Source organism: Bradyrhizobium sp. 6(2017), from assembly GCF_011058295.2.
Lineage (GTDB): Bacteria > Pseudomonadota > Alphaproteobacteria > Rhizobiales > Xanthobacteraceae > Bradyrhizobium > Bradyrhizobium septentrionale.
Window position 1 is genome coordinate 5,886,294 of the sequence record NZ_CP049289.2, and the last position, 19,585, is coordinate 5,905,878.

Annotated in this window: 17 protein-coding genes; 8 read left to right on the forward strand and 9 right to left on the reverse strand. The window is 63.8% G+C overall.

Features of this window, described 5'->3' with window-relative positions; translation table 11 throughout:
- Window positions 1-39: 39 nt before the first annotated feature.
- The 4 genes from G6P99_RS27735 to G6P99_RS27750 form a co-directional block, all read right to left on the reverse strand.
- Complete coding sequence (locus tag G6P99_RS27735) at window positions 40-303, reverse strand: EscU/YscU/HrcU family type III secretion system export apparatus switch protein (protein ID WP_029081725.1); 264 nt, start codon at window positions 301-303, stop codon at window positions 40-42.
- On the reverse strand, window positions 300-1,892 hold the full coding sequence (locus tag G6P99_RS27740; RefSeq protein ID WP_029081726.1) for a flagellar hook-length control protein FliK: 1,593 nt from the start codon (window positions 1,890-1,892) through the stop codon (window positions 300-302). The genes G6P99_RS27735 and G6P99_RS27740 overlap by 4 nt, the downstream gene beginning before the upstream one ends.
- Before the next feature lie 64 nt (window positions 1,893-1,956).
- Window positions 1,957-2,742 (reverse strand): ATP12 family chaperone protein, encoded by a 786-nt coding sequence (locus G6P99_RS27745; RefSeq protein ID WP_029081727.1) that lies wholly within the window; start codon window positions 2,740-2,742, stop codon window positions 1,957-1,959.
- Window positions 2,743-2,941: 199 nt separating this feature from the next.
- Window positions 2,942-3,979 (reverse strand): magnesium and cobalt transport protein CorA, encoded by a 1,038-nt coding sequence (locus G6P99_RS27750; protein WP_035977005.1) that lies wholly within the window; start codon window positions 3,977-3,979, stop codon window positions 2,942-2,944.
- A gap of 200 nt (window positions 3,980-4,179) precedes the next feature.
- Between G6P99_RS27750 and G6P99_RS27755 the strand changes: the two genes are divergently transcribed.
- The 8 genes from G6P99_RS27755 to G6P99_RS27790 all read left to right on the forward strand — a co-directional run bounded on the left by G6P99_RS27755 (window position 4,180) and on the right by G6P99_RS27790 (window position 14,709).
- Window positions 4,180-5,511 (forward strand): cyclic nucleotide-binding domain-containing protein, encoded by a 1,332-nt coding sequence (locus tag G6P99_RS27755; protein ID WP_165124059.1) that lies wholly within the window; start codon window positions 4,180-4,182, stop codon window positions 5,509-5,511.
- Window positions 5,512-5,588: 77 nt separating this feature from the next.
- Window positions 5,589-6,044 (forward strand): hypothetical protein, encoded by a 456-nt coding sequence (locus G6P99_RS27760; RefSeq protein ID WP_051346352.1) that lies wholly within the window; start codon window positions 5,589-5,591, stop codon window positions 6,042-6,044.
- A 58-nt stretch (window positions 6,045-6,102) separates the two neighbouring features.
- The gene (locus G6P99_RS27765; RefSeq protein WP_029081731.1) at window positions 6,103-6,912 is read left to right on the forward strand and encodes an IclR family transcriptional regulator; all 810 of its coding nucleotides are present in this window, start codon (window positions 6,103-6,105) and stop codon (window positions 6,910-6,912) included.
- 207 nt (window positions 6,913-7,119) lie between these two features.
- A complete protein-coding gene (locus G6P99_RS27770; protein ID WP_084518499.1) occupies window positions 7,120-8,301 on the forward strand; it encodes an aminotransferase class V-fold PLP-dependent enzyme in 1,182 nt (393 codons plus the stop codon).
- Between the two features lie 157 nt (window positions 8,302-8,458).
- Window positions 8,459-9,757 (forward strand): dicarboxylate/amino acid:cation symporter, encoded by a 1,299-nt coding sequence (locus G6P99_RS27775; RefSeq protein WP_029081733.1) that lies wholly within the window; start codon window positions 8,459-8,461, stop codon window positions 9,755-9,757.
- Window positions 9,758-10,205: 448 nt separating this feature from the next.
- Complete coding sequence (locus G6P99_RS27780) at window positions 10,206-11,945, forward strand: multicopper oxidase family protein (RefSeq protein WP_051346353.1); 1,740 nt, start codon at window positions 10,206-10,208, stop codon at window positions 11,943-11,945.
- On the forward strand, window positions 11,945-14,119 hold the full coding sequence (locus G6P99_RS27785; RefSeq protein WP_165124066.1) for an alkaline phosphatase family protein: 2,175 nt from the start codon (window positions 11,945-11,947) through the stop codon (window positions 14,117-14,119). The genes G6P99_RS27780 and G6P99_RS27785 overlap by 1 nt, the downstream gene beginning before the upstream one ends.
- A 131-nt stretch (window positions 14,120-14,250) precedes the next feature.
- The gene (locus G6P99_RS27790; protein WP_029081734.1) at window positions 14,251-14,709 is read left to right on the forward strand and encodes a GNAT family N-acetyltransferase; all 459 of its coding nucleotides are present in this window, start codon (window positions 14,251-14,253) and stop codon (window positions 14,707-14,709) included.
- Between the two features lie 22 nt (window positions 14,710-14,731).
- Here G6P99_RS27790 and G6P99_RS27795 read toward each other — a convergent pair whose 3' ends face one another.
- The 5 genes from G6P99_RS27795 to glsA all read right to left on the reverse strand — a co-directional run bounded on the left by G6P99_RS27795 (window position 14,732) and on the right by glsA (window position 19,515).
- A complete protein-coding gene (locus G6P99_RS27795) occupies window positions 14,732-16,093 on the reverse strand; it encodes a metal-dependent hydrolase family protein (protein WP_035977008.1) in 1,362 nt (453 codons plus the stop codon).
- A gap of 95 nt (window positions 16,094-16,188) precedes the next feature.
- Window positions 16,189-16,527, reverse strand: coding sequence for a DUF308 domain-containing protein (locus tag G6P99_RS27800; protein ID WP_334261690.1), 339 nt, complete (start codon window positions 16,525-16,527; stop codon window positions 16,189-16,191).
- 9 nt (window positions 16,528-16,536) lie between these two features.
- The gene (locus G6P99_RS27805) at window positions 16,537-16,752 is read right to left on the reverse strand and encodes a DUF308 domain-containing protein (protein WP_334261691.1); all 216 of its coding nucleotides are present in this window, start codon (window positions 16,750-16,752) and stop codon (window positions 16,537-16,539) included.
- Between the two features lie 40 nt (window positions 16,753-16,792).
- Window positions 16,793-18,445: an MFS transporter gene (locus G6P99_RS27810; protein WP_029081737.1), complete on the reverse strand. Its 1,653-nt coding sequence runs from the start codon at window positions 18,443-18,445 to the stop codon at window positions 16,793-16,795.
- A gap of 71 nt (window positions 18,446-18,516) precedes the next feature.
- Window positions 18,517-19,515 (reverse strand): glutaminase A, encoded by a 999-nt coding sequence (glsA, locus tag G6P99_RS27815; protein ID WP_051346357.1) that lies wholly within the window; start codon window positions 19,513-19,515, stop codon window positions 18,517-18,519.
- Between the last annotated feature and the right edge of the window lie 70 nt (window positions 19,516-19,585).

Consider the following 19,585-nt stretch of genomic DNA (forward strand, 5'->3'; position numbering starts at 1 on the left):
TTTCTTCACGCGGGCCGGTGCCCACTTCGCTCGAAGCGGCTAGCGCACCCGGCCCGAGAGCCGCAGCACGAACACCAAGACTTCGGCGACGGCCTTGTAGAGCTCGGCCGGGATCTCGTCGCCGAGCTCGACATTGGAGAGCGCACCGGCCAGGACCTCGTTCTCCTCGATCGGGATATCGTTGGCTTTGGCGACCTCGATGATCTTGGCGCCGATCGCGCCCTTGCCTTTGGCCACCACGCGCGGCGCGCCGGCGTGGTCGTAATGCAGGGCGACGGCGAGCTGGTTCTTCGCGTCGCTCATGATGCGCGGTCCAGAAAATGGCCGGCGCGCGCGGGCGCGGGTTGCGGCGGGCTGCCGTCGCGGATCTCGATATCGCCGGGCGTGAGCTCGGCCCTGGTCAGCGCCTGGCTCAGCTCGGATGCGCCGGCGCGCAATTGCGCGGCGGTCGAGGGACGCTCGGCCCACATCCGCACTGAGGTGCGCTCGCTGTTCAGCGAGACCAGCGCATGCACCGGGCCGGCCGGCTCGACGTCGAGCGTGAAGCGCGCCCGCCATACCCGCTTGGCCGCGTCGACCTCGCTGCCGCCGCCGTCGCGGGAAATCTCGAACTGCGCCATCGCCGTGCCCTGCTGGGTCAGGAACGGGATCTCGAAATTCCAGCGCGGCACCATCGCGTCGAGCTGCGGACGCGATGCGTCGCCGCGATCCGGCAGCGAGGCGACCTGGAGCAGCGTCTGCCGCGCCAGTGCCGCGTCGGTGTTTTCCAACAGGCGATGCGCGGCGGCAGCAATCGGCGTGCCCGGCGCTATCGACGGCTCGGCCACGGCCTGCGCCGACGGCAGCGCGCCGTGAAACGGCGGTGGCGGCGTGTTGCTGCGTGCGGGCACCTCGCCCGGCAGCATCTCCCTTGGCGCGGCGCCTTGTCGTGCCGGGTTGCCGAGCTCGTGCAGCGCTTCCTGGATGAGATTGAGCGCGCCGCCCGACGACGGCCCGGCATCGAGCGCATCCGCGAGCGCCCCGGCGAGCCCGGTGGCGCCGCGGCCGAGATCGTCGGCGATCGGCACGCGGGCCTGCGGCAGCAGGATCTCCTGAACGTCGAGGTCGGGCGTTGCCGGCGGCACGAGGCTCGGCGTCGTGCCGGCATTGGCAAGCGTCGGCCGCTCGAGCGGCGTGGATGCAGGCCTGGCGGTGTCGCCGGCACCAACCGACGTCAGCGCCTGGCGCAGCACGATCAGCGCGGCCTTCAGATCGGGCGCGCTGCCGCTTGTGGGCGCAACGCCCGAAGCAAGCGTCGCCTCGAGCAGCAGGCCGGATTTCTGGAAGCCGGTCTTGACGGCATCGCCGCTCAGATTCTCGTCGAGGCCGGTCTGCTGCGCCAGCACCTGTGCGATCGCGGCCTGAAGCTTTGGCGGCAGATTGGCGGAGGCGACCGCCGCGAGATTGGCAAACAGCGGCGCCTGGCTGCCCTGCACCGCCGCCGCGTTCTGGGCCGTTGCGGTGATGGTGACGCGCTCGAGTGGCGTCAGCACCGCCTTCGGCGCCGTGGCGACGGGCTGCGACGCGGCGCTGACGTCGGCCGCCCCCTGGACGCGCGGCGACAGCTGCACCGCATCGCCGTTGTCGGCGCCCGGCCCGACCAGCTGCAGGCGAACGCTGCCGTCACTGGTCTGCGAGACCGCAAGCTGCAGGTTCTGGCCCTGCTGCAGCGGCACCTCGGTCTGGACGTCGATCGACAGGCTCGCGATCGCGATCCGCACCAGATCGGCCGACAGCACCTTCAAGACCTGCGCATTGACGACGCTGCCCGCCTCGAGCGTGAGGTCTGGCGCAACACTGCCCGCCTCGTTCGAGGCAAGCACCGGCAGCACGGGATTGATGGCAAGTGCCATGTCGGAGGTCTCGGCCAGGCGGCAGGATCAGCCCGCAGGCTAGCCCGGCGCCGTAAACCCCTCGTTAACCGGCAGCCGGCTTGAGCTCCCTCAGGACGCCGGCGGCGGCCTTGAAGTCGACCCGCCGGGCGGCGCGGCGGGCAGCGACCTCCTCGTCGACGCCCCATTTCTCGATGTTCCAGTCCTCGTCGACATGCGCAGCGGCCCAGATCTGGTCCTCGTCGCGGACACCGTGCATCAAGGCCAGCGCCAGCAGCGCCGAGCCGGTCAGCGTCGTCACCACATGGAGCGCCGCGACCGACCATGGATCGGCCGGGAACGCCGCGCGCGCCGCCCTGATCGCGGGCTCGGGCTGGCCGACATGCATGACCCCCTCGGCCATCACGAAGTGGGCGCCGAGCGCATCGGCGGCCCAGAACAGGATCGGGTCCCAATGCCGGGCCTCGCGCGCCACCAGGGAATCCGGATGGCCGGCGCGATAGAACAGCAGATCGCTGCCGAGGAATTTTGCGGCGTCTTCGGCGACCTCGTCGACGCGATCGATCACCCCCTCGATCACGCTGTTGGCAAGCCGCGTCAGCGGCATGGTCATGGGATCGATGGTCTCGCCCTGCGCATTCCATTCCGCCGCGACCGCGTCCGCAATGGCGCGCGTCGGCACCACGATCGGCTTGCCGGACGGCGAGCGGATCTGTTTGCCGTCGAGCGTGATCGCAAATCCGCCGTCTGCGTCAGTGACGCCGGCGCCGGTGTAGAAACGCTTGCGCCGGGGCGTGCGGATGTGGCGCCGCACCGCCTCCTGCGGATCGAGCGGGGATTGTTCTGCGGGTTCGTCAAACAGTTCGCGCATCGCGCCGGCCAGCTTTCGTTCAGATGGATTTGCCCGCAAGATATGTCAGGGACAGCGGCAAATAAAGCTGATGGACGGATCAATATCCTCGCGGGTTTTTCGCCCGCCTCGGCGGTTTTCGAAGCAGCCACCGCCGATCCCGGGTTCCGTTGACCGGCCCGTCCGATGACCCCGGATTGTCTGGCAGAAGCGGATGTGGCTAAAGCCAGCCATCACGCTTGAAACGCGCATAGAGCAGACCGCAGGTGCCGAGGATACCGGCCAGCACATAGTAGTAGCCGTACTCCAACTTCAGCTCCGGCATGTGCTCGAAGTTCATGCCGTAGATGCCGGCAATCGCCGTCGGCACGGCGAGGATCGCGGCCCATGCCGCCAGCCTGCGGGTGATCGCCGTCTGTTGCGCCTGTCCGGCCATCATGCTGGCTTCGAAGACGAAGGCCAGAATTTCGCGGAGCGAATCGATATCCTCTTCGGCCCGCTTGGCATGATCGAGGACGTCGCGGAACAGCGGCTTCATTTCCTTGTCCATCGCGATCAGATCGGCATGCTCAAGCCGTTTGCAGACGTTGACCACCGGACCGACCGCGCGCCGCAGACTAAGCAGATCCCGCCGCAACCTGTACAAGCGGTCGAATTCCCGCCGGACGAGCGACCTCTGCAGCACTTCCTTTTCGAGCTCGTCTGCCTCGATCTGCACGCTTTCGATAACGGGTCCGTAATTGTCGACGATGAAGTCCAGGATGGCGTAGAGGATGTAGTCCTCGCCCTGCGAAAGCGAAGCCGGACACGACTCGCAGCGAGCCCGAACAGCCTTGTAAGAGCTCGATGCGCCATGCCGCACCGAGACGACGTAGCCGGTTCCGACAAAGATATGCGTCTCGCCGAATGCGATCTCGTCATCGACGATTTGCGCGGTGCGCGCCACCACGAACAACGCGTCGTCGTACTGCTCGACCTTTGGCTGCTGATGTGCAGTCGAGGCGTCTTCGATCGCCAGGGGGTGCAGGTCCAGCTGCGCCGCAACGCGCTCGAGCAGTGCCTTGTCAGGCTCATGCAACCCGATCCAGACCACATGGCCGGATTTCTTCGACCACTCGCCGGCTTCCTCGATCGAAATATCGGAAACCCGTCGCCCGCTGACGTAGACGCTCGCTGCCACTACGCCAGGCTCGCTCGGCGAGGCGCGCTCCGGCGCGGAATTGATTTCGACAGGTCGTAGGCGAGCCCGCTGTCTCAAGACTGTCGCTCCCTGCACGATTGAACTGCTGCAGACAAACGTCCGCGCCGCAGGTCTCGTTCCAGATGCATCAGATATGATCGCCCCGCAACCTGAATTCTGCAGGCTCCTATGTCATGCCTATACGGACCCCGGCCGATTCATATCGATTTCCTATAAGCAGGCTCGATACGGTGCCGATGAGAGCATTCTCGGGGCCGATGACCGGATTTGTTGACATAGCCGCCGTGGCCTTCGTCGGCTTTGTCACGACATCATCGACGATGCTCGGCGCGCTTCTTGGTCTCTGGGTGCGGATTCCAAAGAGTGTGCTGGCGACGCTGCTGGCTTTCGCGGCGGGCTCGCTGATCTGTGCGCTCGCCATAGAGCTTGCTCTTGAAAGCGTCCATGCCCTCCAGCATCAGCAATTCGGCCGGACCGAGGCCTGGCAATTCGTCGGCGGCGGCTTCGCGCTCGGCGCGGTGATCTACTATTGCGGCGCGATGTTCCTCGAGCAGCGCGGCGCGGCGGTCCGCCTGCCGACCCGCTTCTACGAATTCGCCGTCAATCAGAAGCGCAAGAGCTCGCAAGAGTTGATCGGACTGCTCAGCAAATCCGATCTGATGCGCCATCTTCCGCCGGAGCGCATCGAAGCGTTGCTGCCGTACATTGAAGTACGGACCTTGAACGCAGGCGACGACCCGTTTCGCGCGGGCGACAAGGGCGATGCGCTCTACATCGTCAAGCATGGCAACGTCGCCGTGTTGCCGGATCGCGGTGAGAACACCTCGTCGGCGGAAAAGCCGATCGCGCAGCTTTCGGAGGGCCAGATCCTGGAGGAGATGGCGCTTCTGACCGGCAATCCACGCAGCGCGACGATTCGCGCCACGATAACGACCGAGTTGCTGCGGATCGGCAAGGACGATTACGAGCGGCTGATCCACGAAGATCGTGACCTGGGAGCCGCCGTCAGGCGCCTCAGTCACAAACGGGCCATCAGCAACCTCAGCTCCAGTGGGGTCAATCCCGCGACCTGGGCCGCGATCGCCGCCAGCAACGTCCATCACCTCACCCGGCGCGAGTCGGACACGTTGCGGGTCAAGACCGGCCATGGCGCGGGATTGGCGATCGTGCTGGGCAACATCCTGGACACGATCCCGGGTTGCCTTGTGATCGGGGCCAAGTTCGATGGAATGCAGACGCTGTCGCTCAGCCTCATCCTCGGCATGTTCATCGGCGGCATTCCGGAGGCGGCCGCAAGCGCCGCGATACTTCGCAAGGCAGGGTATAGCGCAGGGACGGTGCTGTTGCTGTGGTCGACCGTTGTGGTCGCCGGCATCGTCTCGGCGGTGGCGGGGCATGACCTGATCGGCAACTCCCCGTCGCTGGTTTCGACCTTCTTGCAGGCGGTCGCCGGCGGAGCGGTACTTGCCCTCGTCGCGCACGCCATGATCCCGGAAGCGATCCATCAGGGTGGATCGGTCATCGTGCTGCCGACGGTCGCAGGCTTCCTGTTTGCGTTGTATTTTGCGCTTTCGAGTGCGCCGCTGTAGCCAGCATTACGCCGGCAGGCTTTCGCTCAGAAGGATTTCCCTGCAAGATATGTCAGCAGCAACGGCAAATAAAGCTGATGGGACGGGTCAATATCCTCGCGGGTTTTTCACTCGTTGCGGTGGCCTTCGGAGCCGCCGGCGCCGAGGCCGGGTTCCGCACACCGGAATCGCTGATCCGCAACGTCTACGCCCATTACGGACAGGGCAGCGCGGCGTTTTCCAATGGCCTGCCGCGCGACGAGGAAACCGCCCGGCAATTCTTCGATTCCCCCCTGCGCGCGGCCTGGACCGCCCTGCACGACGCACCCTACGATTTCCTGGTGCAGAGCCCGAGCTGGCGGATCGGCCCGATCTCGATCGCGATCCTGCGCAGGCAGTTCGACCGGACCGATGCGACTGTCACGTTCGACAATGAGGGCCGCGCGGTCACGCTCAATTTCATCGTCGTCAACGGTCCCGACGGCTGGGTGATCTCTGATGTCGAGAGCCCACATGATTCGTTGCGACTGTTTCTGACCCAGTTCAGGCGCTAGGCAAGCGTCTGCGTTGCTGTAGAAGCTATAGGGCGGTATCGACGCAGAGGGATGGATCGTGGCCAACGAACCTGACAGTTCCAACGACGGGCCGCTGGATCGGGCCATCGCGATCCTGGTCTTCGTTGCCGAACAGAAGAAGGCGTTGTCGGCTGCCGAGATCGCCGCCGCGCTCTCCCTTCCACTTCCGACCGCGCATCGGCTGATCGGCAATCTCGAAACCCGAGGCCTTATCCAGAAGGCGCTCGGGACCAAGCGCTACGTGGTCGGAAGCAAGCTGGTGACGCTGGCCGCCAAGACGATCGGCGCAGCGTTCCGCACCGTGCGCCGCCACGCTGTGCTGAGCGCAGTGGCCGACCGCATCGGCGAACAATGCGAGATCGGCGTCGTCCGCGACAACGTCGTGGTCTATGTCGACAGCGTTCGTTCCAAGCAACAGCAGGCGTTGCAGTTCAATCCCGGCGAAGCGGCTCCGCTCCACTGTACGTCGACGGGCAAGATCTACATGAGCCGGCTGCCCGCGAAGGTCCGCGAGCGGCTGGTCAAATCGCTCCCCCTCGTCCGCTACACGCCGACGACGATTGCCGACCCCGACGCGTTGTTGGCTTTGCTTGACGAGACACGGCGCAGAGGCTGGGCGAAGACCAACGAGGAATTCGTGCAGGGTGTCGTGGGTTGCGCCGTGCCGATCGTCTCGCCGGCCGGCGATCTGATCGCATGCCTGGGCGTTTCAGTGCCTGCCGCGCGGGTCGGCTTCGCAGGGCTCGATGCCTTCATCGCTCCATTGCAGGAGGCGGCAGCGCTGCTGTCCGAAACCATCCTACAGGATTATGAAGAAGACCTGATAGATTCTCACTTTTCGGAATGAATACTCTCATTTTTTGAATTTGAACTCGATCTCGGGCAAATCCTGTGTATCCTCTGGGCAGTTGATTGAGCTGACCACGATTGAGGCAGCTCTCTCCAAGTCTGCATCAAGGCCACTTCGCCATCACCAGCACTGATCGCCGCCGCCGGCTATCCGGCGGAATGTTTTGCCGTGCCCAAAGCCCATGCCCGAGTCACCGGAGTGATCATGCGCCAGCACTACGACCTATCAGCCGTTCGCAAGGCCTTTCCAGCCGCCGAGCACGTGGTCTATCTCGACAGCGGCTTTCAGACGCCCCTGTCCCGTCCGGTGAAGGAGGCTTACGAACGCTTTCTCTGGGAAGGCTTCGAGAATGCGGGCCCCAAGCAGATCTGGCTCAATCGCCTGGAAGAGACCCGCGCGAAAGTTGCTGCTTTCCTCGGGGCCAAGCCGCATGAGATCGCCTTCACCAAGAACACCTCCGAGAGCATGAACATCGCCGCCAACGCGCTGCCGCTTCGGGCCGGCGACAAGGTTCTGATGATCCACGGCGATCATCCCAACAACGCCTACGCCTTCCTCAACCTGCGAAAGAAGGGCGTCGAGATCATCTTCATTCCGATGACTGAAATCATCGACGCGGAGAGCTTCCGGCCGCATATCGACGACAGGACGCGCGCGATCTCGATGTCGCACGTCACCTTTCACGCCGGTCATCGCTTCGATGTGGAGAGCGTCGGCCAACTCTGCGCGCAGCATTCGCTCTACTTTGTCGTGGACGTGATGCAGGGCATCGGCGTGGTGCCGATCGACGCCAAGGCCATGAAGGCCACGTTCATCGGCTCCGGCACGCACAAGGGCCTGCTCGTGCCGCAAGGGCTCGGCCTGCTCTACTGGGACGCGACGCGGACCGAGCTGGAGCCGGCCTATCTCGCGGCGGCAAGCCTCGCCGAACCGCCGCTCGACTTCATCGCCAGGCCGGACAACATGGCCCTGCCCGCGACTGCGGGCCGTTTCGAGCTCGGCAATTTCAACCTTCCGGCCATCCAGGCCCTGGGCGCAGCGATCGATCTCATCAACCAGGTCGGGATCGAGAAGATCCAGCAGCATTGCTTCGATCTCGGCGATTACCTGATCGAACGGCTCGATCGGCTCGATGTCGGTCTGGTCGGCCCGCGCGAGCGGCAGCACCGCGCGCCGCACATCTATGTCATCGCCTTGCCGGCTGCCGAATGGCTGGATTACTTCACGCAGAACGGCATCCGCGTCTCGCCCGAGCGCGACGGCATCCGCGTCTCGCTCGCCATGTTCAACACCACTGAAGATATCGACCGCCTCATCGAGGCGATCCGCGCCCGCAACGCGCCAGCAAGCCAGGCCCGTACGGCCGTTCTGTCAAAGCTCGGTTAGCCGGATCGGCTCTCCGTTCAATCTCCTTGTTTGAGCATGATCTTGTCGGAAAACCGGTTTCCACTTTCCCGGATCATGCTCTAGCGGCACTCCGAGACGCCGGAACGGCGCGCCACAGCTCGGATGCCGCTACTCTCCGGTGGCGAAGGATCACGTCATGCAGGCAGGCAGCAAAGTCCAGACCCCGAACAGGCTGACCACGTACATCATGGTGAGCCTGTTTCTCGGCATCGCCGTGGGTTACGCGTGCAACGTTCTCGCGAACCCGGAACAAGCCAAGGCGATCGCCGGCTATTTCGCGATTGTGTCGGACATCTTCCTGCGCATGATCAAGATGATCATCGCACCACTGGTGTTCGCCACCATCGTCTCCGGGATTTCCAGCCTCGGCGCCAGCGGCGGTGCGGTGGGACGCATCGCCGTCAAATCGCTGGCCTGGTTCATCACCGCCTCGTTGCTGTCGCTCTCGGTCGGGCTGGTGCTCGCGAACCTGCTCCAGCCGGGACACGGTCTCGGTCTTGCGCTGCCCGATGCGAATGCCACGGCCAATGTCCAGACCAGCGCCTTGAACGTCAAGGATTTCGCCGCCCACGTCTTCCCCATCAGCGTCGTCCAGGCGATGGCCGGCAACGAGGTGCTGCAGATCCTCGTTTTCTCGATGTTCTTCGGCTTTGCGCTGAGTGCGGTCAAAGGCACGCTTGCCCCTGATATCGCGCGGTCGATCGATCAGATCGTTCCGGTGATGCTGAAGTTCACCGACTACGTCATGCGCTTTGCGCCGCTCGGCGTGTTCGCAGCCATGGCCGCGGTCATCACCACGCAGGGGCTCGGCGTCCTCGTCACCTATGGAAAGTTCGTCAGCGCCTTCTACTTCGGACTGGTGGTGCTTTGGGCGATCATCATCGGTGCGGGCAGCGTCGTGCTCGGCGGGTCGATCAAGGAATTGCTCCGCCTGCTCCGGCAACCGATGATGATCGCGTTCTCGACGTCCAGCAGCGAGGCCGCCTTCCCGAAGATGATCGAGCAGTTGATGAAGTTCGGCGTCTCGGAGCGGATCACCGGCTTCGTCCTGCCGCTCGGCTATTCGTTCAATCTCGACGGCTCGATGATGTACCAGACCTTCGCCGCCCTGTTCGTCGCACAGGCCTTCAACATCGAGATGCCGCTCACCACCCAGATCGCGATGCTGCTGCTCCTGATGATCACCAGCAAGGGCATCGCCGGCGTGCCGCGCGCGTCGCTTGTCGTTGCCGCCGCCACCCTCCCCACCTTTGGCCTGCCGGCGGGCGGCCTGGTCCTGCTGATCGGGATCGACGCCTTCCTGGACATGGGACGGACGATGACCAACGTCATCGGAAACGGCGTTGCAACCGCCGTCGTTGCAAAATGGGAGAACGAACTGGGCGAGCCCGTCGAGCAAGACGCCAACTTCCTGTCGACGGCCGCCGCGGGGTAGCGCGAGATTGCGGCCTCGGCGGTTTGCTGGAACCAAACCGCCGTCGGCACGACGGCACATGACAGAATCGGCGACGACGAAAAAATATCCGACGGCTGCCGGCGCGTCGCGCCTTCTCCGCAATTGCGTCGGCGAATGGTCCATCCGATTGATCGCTCAGCAAGTTTGAACATCCTGCTCGCGTTCTGCGTCGAAGTGCCGCAAGAAGCTGTCATCTGCGTGTTAAAAACCTGCCAGATTTCGGCAACAACGCGCGGCTAGCCTTCCGATACCAAACAGAAGCATTTGTCGACCATTGCGGTCGCAAGACGTGGACTGACGTCACGCATGGCGTCGGTTGCGCGTTTGCGCGCCTATGTCGACGTATTGGCAGGGCGGCGTGGCACGACGACTTTCGACAGCTTGTTGTGTCATCGCTGCGGCTTGCCTCGGGCTTGCTGCGAGCGGCATGACCGCCTGGCTCGGCGCAACGGGTTTGCAGGACGCGCCGCGAACGCAACAGGACGTTTGTGCACGGCCGGAGCCCGGCAGCGCGCTCGAGGAACCCGCCGAATTGCGCAGCCGCGACGGCGTGCTCGAAACCGACCTCAGTATCCACGATCAGAAGCTGCCGGATGGAACGAGCCGCTATTGCTACCTGACACCGGACGGCAAGCCATCGCCGACGTTGCGCGTGAGGCCGGGCGATCAGCTGGTCATCCATTTCAAGAACGACCTGGTCGACCTCGACACGGCAACGCCTGCGATCGACCGCCCACTCGCCGGCGCACCGATCTGCACGACGAGACCGAAAGCCGACGTTTGCGCGAGCGGCGCGATGACGCCGATTTCGACCAATCTGCACTTCCACGGGCTGACCGTGCCGCCGGTCTGCCACCAGGATGACGTTCTGAAAACCTCGATCCAGCCCGACGATGCGCCGTTCGAGTATCGCCTGCGCATCCCGGACGACGCGCCGCCCGGCCTCTATTGGTATCACCCGCATCTGCACGGTTTCAGCAAGACCCAGGTGCTCGGCGGCGCCTCCGGCGCGCTGATCATCGAAGGCATCGAGCGCGCCGATCCGTCGCTGGCCGGCCTCCCCGAGCGCGTGCTCGTGATCCGCGACCAGGATCTGGTCAATCCGGATGCACCGCCGTCGAAATTCGAGCCGGTCATGACCAAGAGCCAGCTCGACAATGATGGCGACGTCGCCAATTCCGGCACCGGATTCGGCAAGCCGTCGAAGGATCTCTCCGTCAACTTCGTGCCGGTGCCCTATCCGAACTATCCGCCGGCCGGGCTCACGATGAAGCCGGGCGAGCGGCAGCTCTGGCGCGTGCTGAACGCGTCCGCGATCACCTATCTCAACCTGGCTTTGCTGGTCGGCCGCGCGCCGCAGCAGATCGGCATCGTCGGGCTCGATGGGGTGCCGTTGCAGTTCGAGGGCAGCCCGTCGCCCTCGGTGCAATGGGTCAACCATATCGGCCTGCCGCCGGGCGCGCGCGCCGAATTCATCGTCGAAGGACCGCCGGCCGGCGCGCAGGCCTTGCTGGTGACGCGCGCGGTCGACACCGGGCCCGCCGGCGAGAACGACCCCAACCGCGCGCTCGTGGCCATCACGACCTCAGTCAATGCGAGCGAACCGCAGGCCGCTCTGCCCGCGCACGCCGAGCCGCTGCGGAAACCGGACCGACCGTGGGTCGGCGACGTCGCACCAGTGCGCGTCAGAAAACTGTTCTTTTCCGAGCAGCCGGAGAACCCGAACGACCCGAACAGCCCGACCAAGTTCTTCATGACCCTCGACGGAGAGACGCCGAAGCCGTTCGATCCGCAATCTGATATTCCCGACGTCACCGTGCGGCAGGGCGACGTCGAGGACTGGATCATCGAGAACCGCTCGATGGAGCTGCATGATTTCCACATCCACCAGCTTCACTTCCAGCTGCTCGACTGGTCCGGCGTCGCCGTCAACGAGCCGTTCCTGCGCGATACCGTCAATGTGCCCTACTACAACGGCCGGATGCTGAAGTATCCGAGCGTGCGCCTGCGCATGGATTTTCGCGATCCCAGCATCGTTGGCACCTTTGTCTACCACTGTCACGTCCTCGAACATGAGGACGGCGGCATGATGGGACGGATCAAGGTCGTGCCGCGAGACACTGCAAGTTCCACCAAACCGCCTAATCTGCAAAAAGGAGAGCTTTAATGCGCGACAAGCACAGGTCACGTTGGCTGCAGGGATGCCGCCTTACCCTCAGCGCGCTTGCGCTAGGTCAGTTCACCGCCGGCCCGGTGCTGGCGGAGGACTGGAACCATCACGGTGGACACGAGACCCGGTCGCCGATCAAGCACGTGATCGTCATCATCGGCGAGAACCGCAGCTTCGACCACGTGTTCGCGACCTATGTGCCTGAGCGGCACGAGGAGAGCGTGTTCAACCTGCTCTCGCAGGGCATCGTCAAGCTCGATCACAACAAGAACGCGATCCCCGGGCCTAACTTCGAAAAGGCGCATCAGCAAGCCGCGACCGATACCGGCCTGAACGATGCGTTCTTGCTGAGCCCACCGAAGCAGACCTTCCCCAGGGATCAATTGCCGGCTCCGCTGGTCGGCGGCCCCAAGGTCTCCTACATCCCCAACAAATGCGGCAGCTCGCCGATCACCAGCTGCGAGGCGTCGCTTGCGCTGGCGCAGCAATCAGAATCCGGCCTGCCGTCCGAGTATTACCAATACCTGTTGACCGGCGGCACCGGTCAGACGTCGGCGACCCCCGACGCACGCATCACCAATGTGAGCGCGCTGCCGGCCGGTCCGTTCCAGCTCACCAACAGCGACACGATGCCCTACGACACCTATTCGGCAAGCCCGGTGCATCGCTTCTACCAGATGTGGCAGCAGCTGAACTGCAACCACTCGGCGGCCAGCCGCGACAATCCGTCGGGCTGCGGCGGCAATCTGTTCGCCTGGGTCGAGGTGACCGTCGGCGCCGGCGCAAACGGCGCGGCGCAGCCCTCCAACTTCTCGACGGACTATTCGCCGACGGCGACGACCACGGGCGAAGGTTCGACGGCGCTCGGCTTCTACAATGTGCAGAAGGGCGACGTGCCGTACTTCACGTCTCTCGCGCAGAAATACGCGATGAGCGACAACTTCCACCAGTCCGTCAACGGCGGCACCGGTGCCAACCACATCATGTTCGGTCATGCCGACATGCTTTATTTCAGCGACACCTATGGCAACGCCGCCGTGCCGCCGAATGGCACGCAGGTGTTCGGCGGCACGCCTGACGCCGGCATCGTGCATCAGATCGAGAACCCGAATCCGGCCTCGGGCACCAACAACTGGTACACCGAGGACGGCTACGGCGCCGGCGGCAATGGTGGCTTCCCGGCACCCTACCAGACGAGTCCGGTGTCCGGCGGCGGTTCCTACAGCGACTGCTCGGATCCGAGCCAGCCCGGCGTCAAGCCGATCCTGGACTATCTGAAGGGGCTCCGGATCAACGCGAATTGCGAACCGGGCCACTACTATCTCCTGAACAACTACAATCCGGGTTATTTCGGCAACGGCAAGAACGCCTACACCGACACCAATCCGTCCAACACGGCGTTCACGATCCCGCCGTCGACCCGCAAGAGCATCGGCGACAGCCTGAACGAGCGCAGCATCTCCTGGAAGTATTACGGGGACCAGTGGAACAACTACGTCAACGATCCCTACCAGCTCAACTGGGGCGTGGCCGGTCCGAACGCGGACGAGTATTGCAACATCTGCAACCCGTTCCAGTACGACACCTCGATCATGTCGCACCCGGACCAGGTCGCAGCCCATATCAAGGACTCGTCTGACCTGTACTCCGACCTCTCCAAGCATTCGCTGCCGGCGGTCTCGATCGTCAAGCCGAGCGGCTTCACCGACGGTCACCCGTCGTCGTCCAAGCTCAACCTGTTCGAGGGCTTCACGAAGAAGATCGTCGACCAGGTCGAGGCCTCCGACTATGCGAAGGATACCGCGATCTTCATCACCTTCGACGAGGGTGGCGGCTACTTCGACTCAGGCTATGTGCAGCCGCTCGATTACTTCGGCGACGGCACGCGGATTCCGCTGATCGTGGTGTCGCCGTTCGCGCGGCAGGGCCACATCTCGCATGAATATGCCGATCACGTCTCGATCGTCAAATTCATCGAGCGGAACTGGGACCTGCAGCCGATCACCCATCGCAGCCGCGACAACTTCCCGAACCCGGTTGCGGCGCCCAATAATCCCTATGTTCCGGTCAACAGCCCGGCGCTCAGCGATCTCTTCGACTTCTTCGACTTCGACGGCGGCGACCATCATCATGGCGGCGGCTGGGATCACGGCGGCGGCTGGGACCACTGACGACCGCACCTCGCGACACACCAATCCGCCGGCCCGAAAGGCCGGCGGATTTCATTTTCACCCAGCTGGATGTCCATAGCCTGCGCGAGCCTGTAAGGTGTCCGACTTCGTCTCTGTGGAAATCCTGCTCAATGACATCAATCGCTTTCCGCCAGGCTCGACGCGCCGACCTGCCGGCGATCATTGCGCTCCTCGCCGACGACGTCCTGGGGCAGCAGCGCGAGGATGCGAGCTCGCCGCCGAACCCAAGATATATCGATGCATTCGATACCATCCTCGCCGATCCCAACCAGCTGCTGGTCGTGGCGACCGCGGATGACGAGGTGATCGGCACGCTGCAACTCACCTTCATCCCCGGATTGGCGCGGCTGGGCGCCTGGCGCGGGCAGATCGAAGCGGTCCGGATTGCGGAGACGCACCGGAGTTCAGGCGTCGGCCAGCAGATGTTCGAATGGGCGATCGCGCAATGCAGGGCGAGAGGCTGCAACCTCGTGCAGCTCACGACCGACAAGGCGCGCCCCGATGCGCACCGCTTCTATGAGCGGCTGGGATTCACCGGCAGCCACATCGGCTACAAGCTGATGCTTTGACGCAAAGCCGGGCCTGCTCTGTCTATTTGCTCCGGTCACCACCAAGAAGATTCTTGTAGACCTTCCCATCCTTCATGATGACCAGGAAGTTCTTTGCCGGGTCTTCTATCAGCTTGATGTTGTCGATCGGGTCGCCGTTGACCAACAGAAGGTCGGCCAGCGCGCCTTCCTCCACCACGCCTAGCCTGCCTGGATACGGATTTCGAGGCCCGGACAGACCGAGCAATTCGGCATTCGTCGATGTCGCCATCGTGAGCGCTTCGGCCGGCGTATACCATCGCGTGAGCGTCGTCAGCATGGCGCCTTGCCGGTCAGCAAGCGCCTTCGAGAACAAGACGTCGGTGCCGAATGCCGTCTTCAATTTGTACTTCTTCGCAAAGCCGTAGACCCTGTCGGTGCCGGCAACGACCTGTCGCATCTTGTCCTGCTCCGCAGGCCCAAGGGCGCTGGCGCCCGACAGATCGACGAAGGGCTGGGTGCTCAGCCAAATTCCCTTCTCGGCCATCAGGCGGGCCGTCGCGTCGTCCATCAGGTGACCGTGCTCGACACATTTGGCTCCCGCCGCGATCGATCGCTGGATCGCGACCGATGTATAGGCGTGTACCGCTACATAGGTCCCCCAGTTCTCGGCAGCTTCGACCGCGGCGCGCAACTCCGGTTCAGTGAACGTGGACACATCGAGCGGACTGAATGGCGACGCGACCCCGCCGCCCGCGGTGAGCTTGACCTGCGTAGCCCCCTGCATGAGCTGCTCGCGCGCGCGCACACGTACCTCATCGGGGCTGTCCGCGACCATGGCGCCGCCTATCCTCTCCATGCGGCTGAGCATGCCGCCGATCGTTCTGGGCAGTTCGGACAGCTGCCGGAAGTCGCCATGGCCGCTGGTGATGGTGATCATGGCACCGGACGGGTAGATGCGCGGACCGGCGACGAGCCCCTCGTCGATCGCCCGCTTGAGGGAAAAGGCCGGCCCGCCCATGTCGCGAACGGTGGTAAAGCCGCGCATCAGCGTGGCCGTTGCTTCCGCGGCCGCAAGGAGATTGGTGTAGCCGACATCACCGGCTATCGCAGCCGCCGGCGTCGGGCGTACCAGCATCGCATGCCAATGCGCGTCGATCAGCCCGGGCATCAGCACCCGTCCGTCGCCGGCGATCACCTGCGCGTCGGCCGTGATCGCCGCAGTCGAAATCTTCTCGATCTTGCTGTTCCGGATCAGCACATTCGACGGCCCGGAGAGCGCGCCATTCTTGCCATCAAAGACGCGGACATTCTGGAACAGCACGCCAGTATCCTGCTGAGCTTGCGCAGGCAGCGAGCCAAGAAGGCTCAACCCAATCGAGGCGATCAGTGCAGGCACCCCGAAGCTTTTGCTCAAATCTGACATGTCCACGCTCCGCCTATGGCACATCGCTCGAGATTATCATTGATCTCGCTGTGTACGAGGGGCCGACCAGATTGCGGCTGGAAGGGATTGACGGCCTACCGGGCTGCTCTGGCAGCAGGCTGCAAAGCGTAGGTCAGCCATCCGACGCCATGAGACAGCAGATCGATCCCCAGCAGCAACCCGAGCACCCACAGCCCGGTTGCCGGAAACCCGGTCAGAATGACGAGGCCTGCCAGGACGCCAAACAGCCCGGAGGCCAGCATGATCCAGCCGGACTGCTGCCAATGGCCGATGCCGACCAGCATACGCACAACCCCGGAGACCAACAGCGAGAGACCGAGGACATAGGTCAGGATCAGCGCACTCGTCACCGGCTGGCTCAGCAGGACGATTCCACATGCAAGGTAGAGGACCCCGAGCAGAAGCTGCCACACGAATCCGCCCTAGCCCTTGGTCCAGAACGCGTGCAGGATTTCGAACGCGCCGGCGACGATGGCCGTCCAGCCGATGAAGATGGCGCTGATCACGGTGAAGAGCACGACATCGCCCAAGACCAGAAGGCCCGCGGCGATCATGACGAGCCCAAGCAGCACGCACACCCATAACGGCGGGCCAGGCAGGCCGCGGAGCATCGTGGAACTGTTCTCATAGGTAGCCATGTCATCCTCCTCGATCCCAGGCAGCTGCGGCGCATCCCAACTAGGCCGATCGCTCGCCCCCGCCTGTCGCTCCGTCGTCCGGTATTTCTCCCGGCCGGTAATCCGGCAGCCGGCCCGCGGGAATGACTGCGAGCAAGGCGAGGCCGGCCATGATCAACAATCCGATCTTCAACGCACGCAGACGCGCTTCGGTGTTGACCCGCACCGCTTCCTCGACCTGCTGCGGCGTACCGCTGGTGCCTTCGAGCACACTGCGCAGCCGGTCATTGCTGACGAAAGTGATGTTGCCGAGATCGACCTGACTCTGAAGCTCCTTGGTCAGCACCGGACTGGCCGCGATCCTGCCGAGCGCGATCGTACTCAACAGACCGACGAGAAGAGCTCCGGCAACCGCGGTGCCGACTGCAGCCGCCAGATTCTGTGTGGTGCCGCGCAGAGACCCGACGTCCCCGGCCAACGCCTTGGGTGAGGACGTGACCAGAACGTTGAACAGCAGCGTCACCAGGGAGCCCTGGCCAATGCCGAACAGCACGAGTCCAAAGAGAACGGGAAACTCGCTCCAGTCGTTGCGCACGACGAACGCGAGCCATAGCAACGCGACGGTGCAGAGGCCAAAGCCGAAGCGTCCGATCTGGCGAGGCGTCAGTTTCTCGTAGAGATTGACAATCAGCATCGCCGACAGAAAAACGGTCAGATTGAAGGGCATCATCGCGATCGCAGTCGCAATTGGCGAACGTCCCTGCACGATCTGGATGTAGAGCGGCACGGTAAAGTTCAGGGCAGCCTCGAGCGCCACGACTGCGAACAGCGCGTAGACGGCGCACCTTTCCTCTGCAGAGTCGATCACTTCCAACGCCAGCAGGGGCGTCTTCCCTGCGGCCTGCTGCCGATGCGTCCACATCAGGAATGCCTGCCCGAGTACAATGCCAAGCACGATCAGGACCGGTGCGGGCGAAACGCCCAGCAAGTCGAACGGCGCGTTAGGCGTCGCCAGGATCACCCCCCAACCGTTCAGATTATTGAACCCGAAACTGATGAAGATGATTGCGCTCGCGGCAAGGGCGACGCCGATCAGATCAATCTGAACATCCGGGCGACCGCGGTCGGGCCGCAGACGGAAACTCAGAGCGAAAGCGATCGCCGAAGCAGCAATGAGAATTCCGAACGCGGGGCGCCAGCCGATATAGGTGCCGAGCAACCCACCGACGACAAAAGCCAGCACGCCGGCGGCAGCCCGCGCCGAGCCAAGCGCACCAAGGGCCGTCGCTTGCTGGCGTCCGGCATAATTCTCGGCAATCAGCGCCACCAACGAAGGCACGATCACCGCGCCCGCAGCGCCGCAAAGCGCCTGAGCGGAGATCATCACCGACGCCGTGGGGCTGAACGTCATCGCGATCTGAGATATCATGAAGAGCACGACGGCAACGCGAAAGACCTGCACCGCCCCGAACCTTTGGGCGAGTTTCGCGCCGAGCATCACGAACCCGGCCACCAGCATCGAGTAGGCCACGATTCCGGTCGCGACCGTGGTCGGGGGCACGCCGAAGCTGGCCACCATTCCCCCCATGGCAACCGGCAACGACGCGACATTGAACGACATGATCATCTGACCGAACGCAATCGCGATCATGGGCACCCATGATGCACGCTCTTCCTGATGAACGTCGCCGATCGAGATAGCTTGCGTTGCCATCGCGTCCTCCAACCTGCCTGGCGTTGCGATCGATCGAGCCACGGCCCTACCGATCCTCAGAGCATCTTGTTTCACTCGTCCGGTTGGGACACGAACAGATCCATGCCCAGTCTTTGCGACAGGAACTTCGCGGCGAGCTGCCCTCGCACGCTGTTGCCGGCCGCATCCAGTGGCGGGGCGAAGGTGCCGAAACCACCTTTTCCCGGCGACACCGCAACGATACCGCCACCGATGCCGCTTTTGCCGGGCAGACCGATGTCGTACAGCCAGTCGCCCGACGTCTCATACAGCCCAGCCGTGACCATGACGGCCAACGCATAGTGGCACACGGCCGCATCGACCACCCGCTGCCGCGTGACTGGATTCACCCCGCCGTCAGCCAGCGTCGCGCCCATCACGGCGAGATCCCTGGCGCTCACATTGAGGGAGCACTGCCGGGTGTAGAGATCGGTCGCCTGTCGAGCGTCGCAGTAGATCCGGTCATAGCTCTCCAGCAGCCGTGCGATACTTCGATTGCGAAAATTCGTCTTTGAGGCCGACGCGTAGACTTCCTCGTTGAGCGGGAGCTTGCGACCGGCAAAGCGTGAAAGGCCGTCATGGATCAACCGCCATCGCTCTTCCGCGCTCGCACCCGGAACGAGGCTGGTGGTCGCGATCGCACCTGCGTTCACCATCGGGTTGGTGCGCCCGGCCCCGTGCTCGATTGCCGCCAGCGAATTGAACGGCAGCCCGGTCGCATTCGCGCCCAGTCTTGCGCGCGCCTCTTCAGGGCCGATGGCCTCGCACACCAGCGCGAACACGAATGGCTTCGACACACTCATGATCGAGAATTCGTATTCGATATCGCCGGCACCGTAGATGCGCCCGCTGGCACCGGCCACGCAGATGCCGAACAGTTCACTCGGCACCCTGGCCAGGGCCGGATAAACCTGCGAATTGGTGCCTTCGCTGTTCGACTTGAAGCGCAGATGAGCTTGGGAAACCAGCTCCTGCACCATCTCGGGATCGGGCAAGTGCCCCGTCGAGATGTAAGGCCGGTCCGCCTGTTCAGCGATCGAAGGTGGCCACATTGGCTTTCCTTCCCGATTTCGACCTTGTTGTTTCAGGTCCTCTAGTCGGCAACCAGAAGTAGGCGCTCAA